Genomic DNA, 13,627 nt, shown 5'->3' with positions numbered 1-13,627 from the left:
AGGGCGGCCGCGCCGGTCAGCGCACCGAGCGGTGGTTCACGTGCGGGTCGTGCTGCGCGAGCTCGATCGTCTTGTCCATCAGGTACTGCCGCTCGAACGGGCGCACGTCGGCGACGCGGCTCGAGCTCTCGTAGTGGAACAGCGTCGCGAACGGCGTGCACACGACCGACCGGCCCGACGTGATCACCTTGTGGCAGAAGTCCACGTCGTTGAACGCCATCGGCAGCTCCTCGCTGAAGCCGCCGAGCTCGACGTACAGGTCGCGGGGGACGAGCACGCACGCGGCGGTGACGGCGAGGTAGTCGACGTCGACGATCTTGGCCCCGAAGTGGCTGGCGTCGTCGGCCGCCACCCGGTGCGCGTGCACGGGGAGCCAGGCGTCGTCGTGGACGATGCCGACGTGCTGGATGGTGCCGTCCTCGAAGAGGAGCTTGGCGCCGACCGCACCGACGGAGGGGTCCTGGGCGACGGCGACCATGCGGTCGAGCCAGCGCGGCTCGACCACCTCCGTGTCGTCGTTGAGCAGGACGACCAGCTCGCCCCGGGACGCGCGGACGCCCTCGTTGACCGAGAACGAGAAGGAGAACTCGCCCGTCACGGGTGCCACGGTGAGCCGGTCGCCGGCGAGCGAGCGCACCACGTCGACCACCTCGGCGGGCGTGCCCTCGCTCGTGACCAGCACCAGCTCCCAGCGCGGGTACGTGGTCCGCTCCACGAGCGACCGCACCGCGGTCTCGACCACCAGCGTCGACTCCCCGCGCACGTCACGGCGGCCACCGCCGGTGGGGATGACGACCGACACCAGCGGCGGGGGGTCGGGCAGGTGGCGCCAGACGCGGACGTAGCCCGCCGGGTGCGCGACCTCGACGGTCGCCGGGATGCCGAGCCGCTCGTACCGCGCGGCGACGGCGCGGCGCCCTGCCTCGACGTCGGCCGGGTCGGTGGACGGGGGGCGCAGCCGGGTCACGCCGATCACCGGCAGGTGCTCGATCCGGTCGGTCGCCTCGGTGACCCGCAGGTGGAGGTCCCACTCGGCGGCGCCGTCCGCGGTCGCGGACACCCCGCCGACCTGCTCCACCAGCGCGGTCCGCACCAGGCACAGCCGACCCAGGTAGTCCCAGCCCTCCAGGTAGTGCGGCGCCCAGCCCGGCTTGGTCTGGATGCCCTCGATCCCGGGGGCGTCCCACTGCTCGTCCGTGTAGAGGACGTCCGTGCCGGGCCGTGCCGCGAGGTACTCGACGGCGGCCGAGAGCACGCCGGGCTCGAGCTCGTCGCCCGGTGCCAGCAGGGCGAGGTAGGTCCCGGCGGCGACCCGCGCGCGCTCCGCGAGCCCCGCGGCGCCCCGGGCGTCGACCCACCGGACCCGTCGGCGCAGCACGGAGTCCACCGCCGCGCGACCCGCCGGGGACGTCGCGGTGCTGTCCGCGACGAGCTCCCAGGGGCCGGCGCCGTGCAGGGCGATGCTCCGCGCCGTGCGCAGCAGCAGGTCGTCGTCCGCCCCGGGCAGGACGACGAGGGAGATCGCGGTGCTCATCGCTGGGTCAGGCCCGTGCGGACGTAGCGGCCGACGAGGCGGCGCGCGCGGCCCGCGAGGCGCCGCGCCCGGGCGATCAGGCCCGGGGCGGGGAGGCGCGCCGCCTCCAGGGCCCGCAGCCGCTGCTCCCGCTCACGCAGTGCCTCCGTCTGCTCACGCAGGAGCGCGTCGCGGCGCGACACGGCGGCGCGCAGGACGTGCAGCTCGGCGGTGACGGCGTCGAAGCGCTGCTGGAGCAGGGGCTCGCCCGTCTCGGCGGCGCGCTGCGCCATCCGGTCGTGCGCGGCCCTGTCCCGCCGGGCGAGGCTCGCGTGCCACTCTGCACGGTCGGGGGAGTCGGACGGCATGGCCGGAAGACTAGAGCATCGGCGTCCGTCCGATGACCTCGGGAGCCCGGCGACCGGCGTCTAGACTCGCCGGGTGCGCGTCGTCCAGGTGTCTGCCCATTACCCGCCGAACCTGGTGAGCGGGGGCACGCTCGTCCCCCAGCGCATCGCGCGGGGCCTGGCCGCCCGGGGGCACGAGGTCAGCGTCTACGCCGGCCACCTCGACGAGCACCGCGAGCCGCTGTCCACCTGGACCGAGGACGACGGTCACGGCGTCCGCGTGCGGTGGGTCGTGACCACGCCGTGGACCGCGTGGTCGGACCCGCGCAACAGCCTGAACCCCGAGGTCACCGCCGACTTCGAGGCCTGGCTCGCTCAGGAGCGGCCGGACGTGGTGCACCTGCACTCGCTGCAGACCCTCGGGGCCGGCCTGGTCGCGGCCGCGCACCGCTCGGGCGCCAAGGTCGTCGTGACCATGCACGACTTCTGGTGGTCCTGCGCGCGGCAGTTCCTGGTCGCTCCCGACATGCGCCCGTGCAGCATCGTCGTGGACTGCGGCACCTGCCCGTGCGCCCGGAGCCACAGCTGGCTGGAGCGGCGCAACGAGCTGCTGCACGAGCAGCTCGCGGGCGCGGACGTCGTCCTCGCCCCGTCGGCCAGTGCGGCGCGCGTCCTGGCGGCCAACGGCGTCGACGCCGCCCGCCTGGTCGTCGACGAGAACGGCGTGCCGGACGCCGACGTCGCGGAGCCGGCCGGCGCGGTGCGGACCGGTCCGCACGAGGGGCCCGTGCGGCTCATGTTCGCCGGCGGCTCCGACCCCATGAAGGGCATCGACGTCCTGCTGGAGTCGCTCGAGGGGCTGCCTGCGGACGGGTGGACGCTGGACCTGTTCGGGGTCCGGCGGGAGGACCTGGACCTGGAGGCCCCGCTCCCCGCCGCGGTGCGGTTCCCGCCGGCCTACGACCGGACGACCGTGGCGACCGTGATGGCCGAGCACGACGTGCTCGTGCTGCCGTCGGTCATGCGGGAGTCGCACTCGATCGTGACCCGTGAGGCCCTCGCCGCGGGCATGGCCGTGGTCTGCACGGACACCCTCGGCCCCGAGGAGGTCGTCGAGGACGGCGTCAACGGCCTCGTCGTGCCGGCCGCCGACCCGGAGTCCCTCGGCGCGGCGCTCGCCCGCCTGGTCGCGGACCCGGCGCTCGTGGCCCGGCTGCGCAGCTCCGGCACCACCGCCCCCATCCGGGGCTTCACGGACCAGCTCGACGGGCTCGAGCAGCTGTACGCGGACCTCGTCGGTCCGGGCGACCAGGAGGACGTGATGGACCTGAGCGACGTCGAGGCGGCGGAGGACGCGCTGCTGCAGCGCGTCCTGTTCGTCGTCGGCATCCGGGGAGCCGCCCTGCGGTACCGCGGGTTCCTGCCCGCGGAGGCGCTGCGGCTGCGGGGCGTGCACGCGGACGTGCGGCACTACCGCGACCCCGAGGTGCCCGGGCTGGCCGCGCAGGCGGACGCCGTCGTCCTCTACCGGGTCCCGGCCACGTCGCAGATCGTCGAGGTGGTCGCCGACGTGCGCGCGCGCCCGCGTCCCGTCCCGGTGCTGTTCGACATCGACGACCTCATCTTCGACCCCGCGCTCGAGGGCCAGGTGCACGGCCTGGACGTGCTCTCGCCCGAGGAGCACGCCCTGTGGTGGCGGGGCGTCGCGCGCTACCGCACGACCATGGAGCTCGCCGACGCGTACGTGGGCAGCACCGAGCGGCTGTGCGAGCACGCGACGGCCACGACCGGGCTGCCGGCGTTCCGGTTCGCGAACGGCGTGGGCATCGACCTCGCCCGGCAGAGCGACCGGGCCCGCAGCCGTCCGCGCACCCCGGGGCCGCTGCGGATCGGGTACTTCAGCGGCACCAACACGCACGACGCGGACTGGGCCGTCGTCGAGCCGGCGGTCGCCCGCGTGCTCGCCGACCGGCCGGACGTCGAGCTGTGGATCGGCGGGTTCCTCACCACGGGCCCGGCGCTCGAGCCGTTCGAGGCGCGGATCCGCCGGCTGCCGATGCTGCCCTGGTACGAGCTGCCCGGCCGCCTGCGCGACGTCGACGTGAACCTCGCGCCGCTGGTGCTGGAGAACACGTTCAACGAGGCCAAGTCGGCGATCAAGTGGCTCGAGGCGGCGCTCGTCGAGACCCCGACCGTGGCGTCGCCGACGCAGCCGTTCCGCGAGGCCGTGGACGACGGCCGCACGGGTCTGCTCGCGACCACGGCCGAGGACTGGGAGCGCGCGCTCGCCGCGCTGCTCGACGACGCGCTGCTGCGGCGGCGCGTCGGTGCGGCGGCCCGGCGCGAGGCGCTGCTGCGCTGGGGGCCGCACAGCCAGGCGCAGGTGTACGCCGACCTGCTGCGCGCCGCGGCCACCCTCCGGCGCGAGCAGGGGCCGCGGCAGGCGACGGCCTGGGAGCCGGTGGCGGACGACGAGCCGTTCGACGCCCCCGAGGGCTGGATCGACGCCCACCCGGGGATCCCGGCGGACCGGCGCGCGGAGCTCGTGGCGCGCGCGGCGGGGCTGCCGGGCGGACGGCACGCGGTCGCGGCCGTGCGGGTGCTGCGCGCGGGCGGTCCCGGCGCGCTCGCGCGCAAGGTCGCCACGCGCGTACGGGCGCGCTGACCGGAGGGACGAACCCGGGCAATCCGCCCAGCTTCGGCACGGCTCGTCCGCGCGCGACCACAGATCCTTATCCTGAGGCGGACCCACCCCGTTCTGCAGCAGAGGACCCGTCGTGAACATCCAGCGCCGTCTCACCGCGGCCCTCGTCGCCGCCGTCCTCGCGCTCACCGGGCTGGTCACGGTCGCCCCGGCCGCGACCGCCGCGGAGGAGGTGTACCCCGCGCCCGCCTCCGGCTCGTGGACCGTCGACGGGCGCGCGTACGGGCACGGGCGGGGGCTGTCGCAGTGGGGGTCGCAGGGTGCGGCGCTGCAGGGCCGGTCCGCCGCGGAGATCCTGGCGTTCTACTACCCGGGCACCGCCACCGCGTCGATCTCGGGCCAGTACGTCAAGACCACCCTCGCGGCGTACGCCCCGTCCAGCACGGTGACCATCTGGAGCCCGGAGAACCGCAGCATCCGGATGGGCCCGCTCAACGGCGAGCAGGTGCTGCCCCCGGGGCGCTGGACGATCACGGTGTCCGGGCAGACGGTGACGGCGGAGAAGCGCACCGCGGTCAACGGCGCGGTGGTCGACCGGCGCACGTACACCGGGGTGCTGCGGCTGGAGTCGCAGTCCGAGTACGGGATGATCATCGCCAAGAACCAGACGGACACCACGGGCCGCTGGTACCGCGGCGACCTGCGGATCGAGCCCACGTCGGGCGTCGCGTTCAACGTCACGAACAGCCTCCCGATGGAGGACTACCTGCGCAGCGTCGTGCCCCGGGAGTCCCCGGCGAGCTGGGAGCCCGCCGCACTGCAGGCGCAGGCCGTGGCCGCCCGCTCGTACGCCTGGTGGAAGGTCCAGAACGGCCAGACGCTCTGCGACACGACCACCTGCCAGGTGTACTACGGCAAGGGCGACGCGAACGCCGCCGGCACCCTGACCACCTCCTACGAGCACAGCCGCACCGACACCGCCATCGCGGCGACGACCGGGCAGATCCGGACCTACGGCGGCAAGGTCGCCTTCACCGAGTTCTCGTCGTCGAACGGCGGCTGGACCGCGGCCGGCTCCGTGCCGTACCAGGTCGCGAAGGCGGACCCGTGGACGGGCACCGCGCCCGGCGACACCGTCACCTCGTGGACCGCCACGCTGAGCGTGGCCCGCGTCGCGCAGTCCTGTCCGAGCGGCGGCACCCTGCGCAACCTGGTCGTCACGGGGCGCACGGGCAACGGCGCGTTCGGCGGCCGCATCACCCAGGTGCGGCTCGAGTGCTCCACCGGCAACGCGACCGTGAACAGCCCGGCGTTCGGCCTCCGCTCGAGCTGGTGGCAGCCGCGCAGCACCACGCCGACCCTCGGGTCGCCGGCGGTCTCCGCGACGACGATCGACAACGGCGCCCAGATGAGCATCGGCGTGACGCCGAACGTCGCCCTGACCTGGACGCTCACCGTGGTCGACAAGAGCACCGGTCGCCAGGTCATCCAGACCACCGGCAGCGCCCAGGCGGGCGTCCGGTTCAACGCCACCTGGCTCGGCACCTACGCGGGACGCACGGCCGTCGACCCGCCCTACGTCGGGCCCGGCTCGTACGGGCTCACGCTGGTCGGCAAGGATGCGGCCGGCCGGTCGACCGCGCCCGTCACGACCACGGTCGACGTGCGCCCGCCCGCCGACCCCGCCGCGGTCGCCGCCGTGCCGCTCGTCGGCGACGGCGGGTACGTCGCGGTGACGCCGGCGCGGCTGCGCGACACCCGCACGACGTTCCAGGCCCTCGGCTCCGGCCGGCGCGCCGACGTGACCGTGCTCGGCCAGGGCGGGGTGCCGAGCACCGGCGTCACGGCCGTCGTGCTGAACGTCACCGCCGTGGGCGCCACCGTCCCGGGCCACCTGCGGGTGTGGCCGGCGGGCGCGGCCATGCCGAACGCCTCCGTGCTCAACACCGCTCCGGGGCGGACGCAGGCCAGCCAGGTGACGGTCGGCGTCGGGGGCGGGGGCAAGGTCAGCGTCTACAACGCGATCGGCACCACGCACTACCTCGTGGACGTCCTCGGCTACTACACCACCGCGACGGCGTCGTCCGCCCGCTACACCGCGGTCGACCCCGTGCGCGCGCTCGACTCGCGCACGGGGGCGGCACCCGCCGCCGGGTCGACCCGCACCGTGGACGTCGCGGCCGCGCTCGGCGTGCCCGCGTCCTCGCTCAGCGCCGCGACGGTCAACGTCACGACCACCCGCGCGACCGGGAACGGGTACGTGGTGGCCTACGGCTCGGGCGCGCTGCCGGCCACCTCGACGGTCAACCTGGTCCCGGGCTCGGACGTCGCGAACCGGTCCGTGGTGCCCGTCGTGAACGGGAAGATCACCGTCGCCGTGCAGGGATCGGCGACGCACGTGCTCGTCGACGTCGTCGGGTGGTACGCGGCGCCGGGTGTCGCGACAGGCGCCCTGTTCACCCCGGTGCAGCCCGCCCGGGTGCTCGACACGCGGTCCGCCGGCGGGGCGCTGGGCCCCGCGGGTCAGGTCCAGGCCACGGTCGTCGGCGGCTCGGTCCCCGCGGGGGCGACAGCGGTCGTCGGGACGGTGACCGCCGTGAACGGCACCGCGCCGTGGACGCACCTGCGCGTCTGGCCCGCGGGCAGGCCGCTCACCGGCACCTCGGACCTCAACGCCACCCGCGGGTTCACGCAGGCGAACGCGGTGGCGGTCCGGGTGGGCGACGGGGGCGCGGTGCGCCTCTACAACGACCAGGGCAGCACCCACGTGATCCTGGACGTGGCGGGCTACTTCCGCTGACCGGCCGCCGGGCCGGCCCGGCGGCCGTTGGTCAGGCGGCCGGGTCGGCGGTCGGCGGCCTGATGTCCGCGTCCCCGTCGGGGCGCGCGTCCCGGGCGAGACCGGTGCGCAGGTCCTCGACGTCGAGACGCAGCAGGGCGATCTCCTCGGCCAGGGTGCGCGTCTCCTCCTCCAGCTGGGAGATCTCCACGCTGAACTGGACGCAGACGATCAGCAGCACGACGCCGCTGACGAGGAACAGCAGGTTCACCGGCGTCTGCACGCCGAGCAGCCGCGCCAGCCAGGCCAGCACGGAGGGGATCGCGCCGACGACGACCACCGCGACGGCGAGCGTGATCCACGCGGCGGCGTACTTCTCCCGGATCCGCCGGGAGCGCAGCAGGTAGACGATCGCGCCGACGGTGACGGCGCAGACGACGAGGGCGGTCAGGTAGCCGCTCATCCGCTGACCTCCGCAGCAGCGTGGAACCGGGCCTTCGCGGTGCGGTTCGTGGGTCGGCTGAGCGCGATGCCGAGCGCCAGCACGGCGCGCCCGAGGAACACCGCGGCCTTCAGCGGGCTGTGCGAGGGCCGCCCGCCCTGCCGCTCGCGCATCGCGACGGGGACCTGGCGGACGACCAGCCCGGCCCGCGCGGCGATGACGAGGGACTCGACCGTGTCGCCCAGGTACTCGGCGGGGTACTCGGAGGCGAACAGCGGGATCGCGCGCGGGCCCGCCAGCTTGAAGCCGGAGGTGGTGTCCGTCAGCGGGGTGCCGGTGACGCGGGACAGCACGCGCGCGAGCACGCGCATCGCGGCACGACGCGGTCCGCGCGCCTCGTACGACCCGGCACCGGCGAACCGGGCGCCGATCACGACGTCGGCGCCGTGCTCGCGGGCCGCGGCCAGCAGGGACGGGATCGCGCGGGGGTCGTGCTGACCGTCGGCGTCGAGCTGGACCACGCCGTCGTAGCCGTTGCGCAGCGCGAACTTGAAGCCGGCGCGCATCGCACCGCCGACGCCGAGGTTGATCGGCAGGTCGAGGACGGGCACGCCCTTGGACCGGGCCACCGCGGCGGTGCCGTCCCGGGAGCCGTCGGAGACGACGAGGACGTCGGTCGCGGACAGGTGGGGCTCGGCGGCGCAGACGGCCCGGACCTCGTCGAGGACACCGGGCAGGGCGTCCTCCTCGTTCCAGGCCGGGATGACCACGAGCACGCGGTCGAGGCTCGTGTGGGGCACCCCCGCAGACTACTAGGCGGACGCGGGCCCCGAGGCGGGTGCGCCACGCCGGGGCCCCTGCGACACCACGGCCTGCGCTCCCGGCCCGTCGGTCCGGTCAGGCGGCGAGCCCCTGCCGCCGCGCGCGGAGCACCGGGACCGCGGCGGCCGCGGCCCCCAGGAGCGCGACCAGCACGAGGCACGCGAGCGTGACCCACCGGCCCTCGACCGCTCGGCTCACGGCCCAGGACGCCGCGCCGGTCCCCGCGGCGAGCGCGGTCGCGCCGAGGACCGCGCGGAGCCCGATGCCGGTGCCGCGCTCGATGAGGCCGCGCGAGCCGCGCAGCAGCACGACCAGAGCGGCGGCCGCCGCCAGCACGCCCGCGGCCGCCAGCCCGAGCATGCCGCCGACGATCGCCAGAGCGACGCCCGCGGCGATCTTCACCACCGCGTAGACGAGGTACGACCGTGTCTCGATGCCCGGGCGCCCGGCGGCGCGCACCAGGACCGCGCGGGCGTTCCCGCCCAGCGACAGCAGGAACCCGGCGGCGAGGACCGCGGTCAGCGGCGCGATGCCCGAGACCTCCGGGCCGAGCCACTGCTCCGCCGCGAACGGCAGGACGCCGAGCGCGAGCGCCGCGAACGGCAGCACGAGCCGCAGCCAGCCGCTCTCCGCCCGGGCACCGGCGGCCGGCAGCCCTGCGGGGTCGCGCCCGGCCTGCACGCTGAGCGTCGTGAACACGGGCGTCAGCAGCACCGTGGGGGCGAGGCAGGCGGCAGCGGTGAGCGGTGCGGCGGCGGACACGCTGGCCAGGGCCGCCGTGGGCAGCAGGATGCCCGCCAGCACCACGTCCAGCTCGCGCTGGGCGACGAACCCCAGCGCGGAGAGCTGGTTGCGCCAGGAGTACGCCCAGAGCTCACGCGTCTGCGCGCGGTCGGTGGGGCGGCGGACCTCGCGCAGCAGGTGGTGCCGGCACAGCGCGACGCCGAGCAGCACGGCGACGGCGGCGTCGGCGAACGACGCCAGGAGCAGGCCCGGCAGGCCGCGGTCGGTGGTCAGGGCCCACACGATGCCGCCCGCCAGCACCGCCCGCGCCGCCAGCGACTGCGCGGCGACCGCCACGAACCGGGAGTGCGCGGCGAGGTACGAGCTCAGCGCGAGGGCGACGAGCTGCAGCACCGCGAGCGTGCCGGCGTGCCGGAACAGCAGCGCGGCGTCGTCCCGGACGGCGGCGGGCACGTTCACGACGGCGAGGACGGCCCGCGAGATCCAGGGGCCGGCGGCCACGACGACGACGAGCAGCGCCCCCAGCACGAGGAGCACCGAGGCGGTGATGCGGCCGCCGAGGCGGACGTCCGCCTGCCCGCGGGCGACGCCGTGGTACCGCTGCATGATGCCCACGACGCCGAGGTCCGCGGTGAGCAGCAGGTTGATGGTCGTCATCATCAGCGCCCACGCGGCGTACGCGCCGTCGCCCAGACGGTCGAGCACGAACGGGGTCGCCAGCAGCTGGACACCCAGGGGCGCCATGCGCGCGAGGGCGACGAGCAGCGCGTCCCGGCGGTACGAGGTCGCGGCGGGTGCGGGGCTGGTCATGCGGGGGACCCGGGGCGCATCCGCGCGTCGGTGCGGCCGGCCCAGCCGTCGCGGACCCCGTGGGCCAGGGTGGCCAGGCGGCGCAGGCGCGGGGGCTCGAACAGCAGCACCGTGAGGGCGACGTAGGCCTGCAGCGCGACGGACGTCGCCACCCACGCCGGTTCCGTGCGCCAGCTCTCCCGGGCGAGCACGGTCCCGTTGCGGGCCGTCCAGTACAGGCGCCAGGTCGCGTGGCTGGTGGACCGGAGCCGGACCGGGCCGACGCCGCGCCACCGCGTCTCACCGAGCGAGTGCGGCAGGCGCACGGTGGCATCCTGCACGACGCGCCACCCCGCCCGGCGGATCCGCAGGCAGAAGTCCTGGTCGACGCAGTCGACGAAGAAGTCCTCGCGGAACGGCCCGACGGCGTCGAGCGTCGCCCGCCGGACCAGCATCCCGGAGGTGATGGCGACCGGCAGGTCGGCGAGCTCGGGTCGTGCCGACGCCCGGGGGTCGAGCGGCCGGTCCTCCGCGGCGTCCCACGGGACGGGCGTGGCGACCCCGACGCGCGGGTCGGCCGCGAGACGGGCGCCGAGCCGCTCGACCAGCCCGTCCGGCACGACCGAGTCCTGGTCGAGCAGGAGCACCGCGCTGCTGGGGCCGGCCTCGCGCACCCCGGCGTTCAGCGCCGCGGCGAGGCCGAGGTTCGTGCCCGGCCGGTGCACCCGCGCGGACGCCGCCACCTCCGGCAGCGCGTCCGTCCCCGGTTCGCCGGCGGGTGTGTTGTCGACGACCACGACGACGGCGCACTGCCGCGCGGCGGAGCGCACCACGTCCGTGAGCCTGTCGTCGGGCCGGAACGCGGTCACGACCGCGGCGACGACCCCGGCGGCGGTCACAGCGCCCTCCGCGCCAGCCGCCACCACAGGCGCAGCAGGCCCTGGACCGGGGCGGCCGCGGCCGGCAGCGGCATCTGGGCGGAGTCGAACGTGTCCGTCATCAGGTGGGCGAGGTCCCGGTCGGGCACGGTGCGGGTCGCCTGGACCAGCCGGCGCCGGCGGGCGACCGTCCCGGGGTGCTGCAGCACCCACGCCCACCCGCGCAGCTTCTGCCGGCCCCAGCCCTGCGCCGTCGCGACGGCGAGCATCGCGACCTCGAAGGCGAGCAGGGGCAGCGCGAGCAGGGCGAGGGTGCGGCCCTGGTAGGTGGTGAGCACGAACAGCAGCCGGTTGCGCTCGAGCAGGTACATCTTGAGCGGCGAGCGGCTGAACTCGAAGTGGTGCACGGCGCTGGCCTCGGGCACGTACCGCACGGTCCGGCCGTGCTGCCACGCACGCCACGACAGCTCGAGGTCCTCCATGTACGCGAAGAACTCGTCCGGGAACCCGCCGAGCTCGTCCCACAGCGCCCGGTCGACCGCGACGAGGGCGCCGCTCGCGGAGGCCACCTCGCGCCCGACGGCGTGCTGCTCGACGGGGTCGTCCAGGCCGCCCGCCCAGCAGAGCCCGAGCACGTGCAGGGGGTTGCCCGCCGAGTTGACGCGGCCGGGGTCCGACGCCAGCCGGACGAGCCCGCCGGCCAGGCCCGCGCGGGGGTCGTCCGCCAGGGCGCGCACGAGGGTCGCCACCGCGTCCGGCGCCACCACCGCGTCGGAGTTCACCAGCACCAGGGGCCGCCCGGAGGTCGCGGCGGCGGCGGCGTTCATCCCGCCGGTGAAGCCGAGGTTCGTGCCGGGCACGATCAGGCGCACGCGCGGATCGGGCGGCAGCGTCGCCACCGCGTCGGTCGTGCAGCCGTTGTCGACGAGCACGACCCGCACGTCCACGTCCGTGGAGGCGAGCACGGCGGCGACCGCCTCGTGCAGGTACGGCTCGGGGCCGAACGCCAGCATCAGCACGTCGGCGGCGAGGGGGCCCGCGCCGGGGGTCGGGTCGGTCATGCGTCCTCCTGCAGCGGCCCGGTCCGTCCCCGGAGCCCGTCGGCCAGCCCGCGCAGCAGCAGGCCGGCTCGGCGCAGCCGCGGGGCGACCGCGAGCACGTAGAAGCCGGTGTACTTCGTGATCCACGCCAGGTAGCCCAGCTGCCACGCCGCGGGGAGCAGCCCCGAGCGCACCAGGAGCACCGTGTTGCGCGCCATGTAGTAGTTCCGCACGGGGGAGTGGATGTGCACGTCGCGCTCACGACCCGGGATCCGCTGCACCCGGTCCCCGAGCGCGTGCCCCAGGTGCGCGCCGACGACGCCGTACAGCGCGTAGCCGGCGCGCCGGGCGCGCAGGCCCCACTCGAGGTCGATGTGGTCGATGAACCAGTCGGCGTTCATCACGCCGACCGCGTCGAGCGCTGCGGAGTCGACGAGGCAGCCGGACGCGATGAGGAACGTGGCGGGCACGAGCTCCCCGTCGGTGGCGGGGACCGTCGCGCGGCGCGGCCCCCAGCGGCGGTCGGAGAACAGCAGCGCGGCGCCGGCGTTGCGCTCGTCCACGGTGACCGGGCCGACGGCCGCGACCGGCCCGCGGGCCCGGGCGCGCTCCAGCCCGTCCACGAGCCGCGCGACCATGTCGGGCGCCGGCACCGAGTCCTGGTCGGACAGCAGCACGGCCGTGGCGCCGCGGGCCCGGGCGCGCTCGATCCCGAGGTTCTGGGCGGCGGCGATGCCCTCGTTCCGGGCGAGCGCGAGGACCTCGCCACCGGCGGCCTCGACCTCGGGCCGCAGGGCGGCGACGACGTCGGCGGGGCTCCCGTTGTCGACGAGCACGACGGACGCGACCTGCGGGCCCAGGGCGCGCAGCAGGACGGTCGTGGCCTCGACGTCCGGCAGGTAGGTGACGACGACCGCGACGACCCCGGCGGTCGCCGCCTCAGGCACGCAGGCTCGCCAGGAACGCCTCGACGTCCGCGAGCCGGGGGAGCAGCCCGTCCGCGCGGGCCTGCTCCAGGGTGGGCGCCACGGAGTCCTTGTCGGACAGCAGCGGCTCGATCGGGCTGCCGTCCCGCGCGGTGGCCGGCCAGTCGATGCCGATCGCCGGGTCGAGGGGGTGGATGCCGTGCTCACGACCCGGCGCGTAGCCGGCCGAGCAGAGGTACAGCACCGTCGAGTCGTCCTCGAGCGACATGAACGCGTGGCCCAGCCCCTCGGCGAGGTAGATCGCGCGCCGGTCCACGTCGTCCAGCAGGACCGAGTCCCACCGCCCGAAGGTCGGCGAGCCGACGCGGATGTCGACGACCACGTCCAGCACGGCGCCCTTGGCGCACGTCACGTACTTCGCCTGGCCCGGGGGCACGTCCGCGAAGTGGATGCCGCGCAGCACGCCGGCCGCCGACACCGAGAGGTTGGCCTGCTGCAGGTCGAACGCGTGCCCGGCGGCCTCGCCGAACGGTGCCGCCTTGAACCACTCGAGGAACACCCCGCGGGGGTCGCCGAACTGCTGCGGGGTGATCTCCCACGCCCCGGGGACGGCGAGCTCGCGGTACTGCACGGCGGTTCTCCTTCAGTCGGTGCGCGCGGGCCGCGCGGCGCGGCTCAGACTACCCGCGGCGACTACCCTGGC

General features: G+C 75.8%; 11 protein-coding genes. 2 read left to right on the top strand and 9 right to left on the bottom strand.

What is annotated here, in order from left to right; genetic code table 11:
* Positions 1-16: 16 nt before the first annotated feature.
* Together KJP73_RS17025 and KJP73_RS17020 are read right to left on the bottom strand one after the other, a co-directional pair.
* Positions 17-1,534: a glycosyltransferase gene (locus tag KJP73_RS17025; RefSeq protein WP_213284068.1), complete on the bottom strand. Its 1,518-nt coding sequence runs from the start codon at positions 1,532-1,534 to the stop codon at positions 17-19.
* Positions 1,531-1,881, bottom strand: a complete 351-nt coding sequence (locus KJP73_RS17020) for a hypothetical protein (protein WP_213284067.1) — start codon at positions 1,879-1,881, stop codon at positions 1,531-1,533. The genes KJP73_RS17025 and KJP73_RS17020 overlap by 4 nt, the downstream gene beginning before the upstream one ends.
* 73 nt (positions 1,882-1,954) lie before the next feature.
* On the opposite strand from KJP73_RS17020, the gene KJP73_RS17015 reads away from it, so the two are divergent.
* Positions 1,955-4,525 carry a glycosyltransferase gene (locus tag KJP73_RS17015; RefSeq protein ID WP_249669485.1) on the top strand — a complete coding sequence of 857 codons (2,571 nt, stop codon included), beginning with the start codon at positions 1,955-1,957 and terminating at the stop codon, positions 4,523-4,525.
* A 112-nt stretch (positions 4,526-4,637) separates the two neighbouring features.
* The gene (locus KJP73_RS17010) at positions 4,638-7,304 is read left to right on the top strand and encodes a SpoIID/LytB domain-containing protein (protein WP_213284066.1); all 2,667 of its coding nucleotides are present in this window, start codon (positions 4,638-4,640) and stop codon (positions 7,302-7,304) included.
* A gap of 31 nt (positions 7,305-7,335) precedes the next feature.
* On the opposite strand, the gene KJP73_RS17005 is transcribed toward KJP73_RS17010, so the two are convergent.
* From KJP73_RS17005 to KJP73_RS16975, 7 genes are all read right to left on the bottom strand, one after another.
* The gene (locus tag KJP73_RS17005; protein WP_213284065.1) at positions 7,336-7,746 is read right to left on the bottom strand and encodes a DUF2304 domain-containing protein; all 411 of its coding nucleotides are present in this window, start codon (positions 7,744-7,746) and stop codon (positions 7,336-7,338) included.
* Positions 7,743-8,525, bottom strand: a complete 783-nt coding sequence (locus KJP73_RS17000) for a glycosyltransferase family 2 protein (protein WP_213284064.1) — start codon at positions 8,523-8,525, stop codon at positions 7,743-7,745. Before KJP73_RS17000 ends, KJP73_RS17005 begins: the two co-directional genes overlap by 4 nt.
* A gap of 97 nt (positions 8,526-8,622) precedes the next feature.
* The gene (locus tag KJP73_RS16995) at positions 8,623-10,101 is read right to left on the bottom strand and encodes a lipopolysaccharide biosynthesis protein (RefSeq protein ID WP_213284063.1); all 1,479 of its coding nucleotides are present in this window, start codon (positions 10,099-10,101) and stop codon (positions 8,623-8,625) included.
* Positions 10,098-10,979, bottom strand: a complete 882-nt coding sequence (locus KJP73_RS16990; RefSeq protein WP_213284062.1) for a glycosyltransferase — start codon at positions 10,977-10,979, stop codon at positions 10,098-10,100. The genes KJP73_RS16995 and KJP73_RS16990 overlap by 4 nt, the downstream gene beginning before the upstream one ends.
* On the bottom strand, positions 10,976-12,019 hold the full coding sequence (locus KJP73_RS16985) for a glycosyltransferase (protein WP_213284061.1): 1,044 nt from the start codon (positions 12,017-12,019) through the stop codon (positions 10,976-10,978). The genes KJP73_RS16990 and KJP73_RS16985 overlap by 4 nt, the downstream gene beginning before the upstream one ends.
* Complete coding sequence (locus KJP73_RS16980) at positions 12,016-12,945, bottom strand: glycosyltransferase family 2 protein (RefSeq protein WP_213284060.1); 930 nt, start codon at positions 12,943-12,945, stop codon at positions 12,016-12,018. The genes KJP73_RS16985 and KJP73_RS16980 overlap by 4 nt, the downstream gene beginning before the upstream one ends.
* A complete protein-coding gene (locus tag KJP73_RS16975) occupies positions 12,938-13,555 on the bottom strand; it encodes a dTDP-4-dehydrorhamnose 3,5-epimerase family protein (protein ID WP_213284059.1) in 618 nt (205 codons plus the stop codon). Before KJP73_RS16975 ends, KJP73_RS16980 begins: the two co-directional genes overlap by 8 nt.
* Positions 13,556-13,627 lie beyond the last annotated feature (72 nt).

The sequence above is a fragment of the Cellulomonas hominis genome (genome assembly GCF_901521055.1).
Taxonomy (GTDB): domain Bacteria; phylum Actinomycetota; class Actinomycetes; order Actinomycetales; family Cellulomonadaceae; genus Cellulomonas; species Cellulomonas endometrii.
This window is presented reverse-complemented; position numbering and strand designations above follow the sequence as displayed.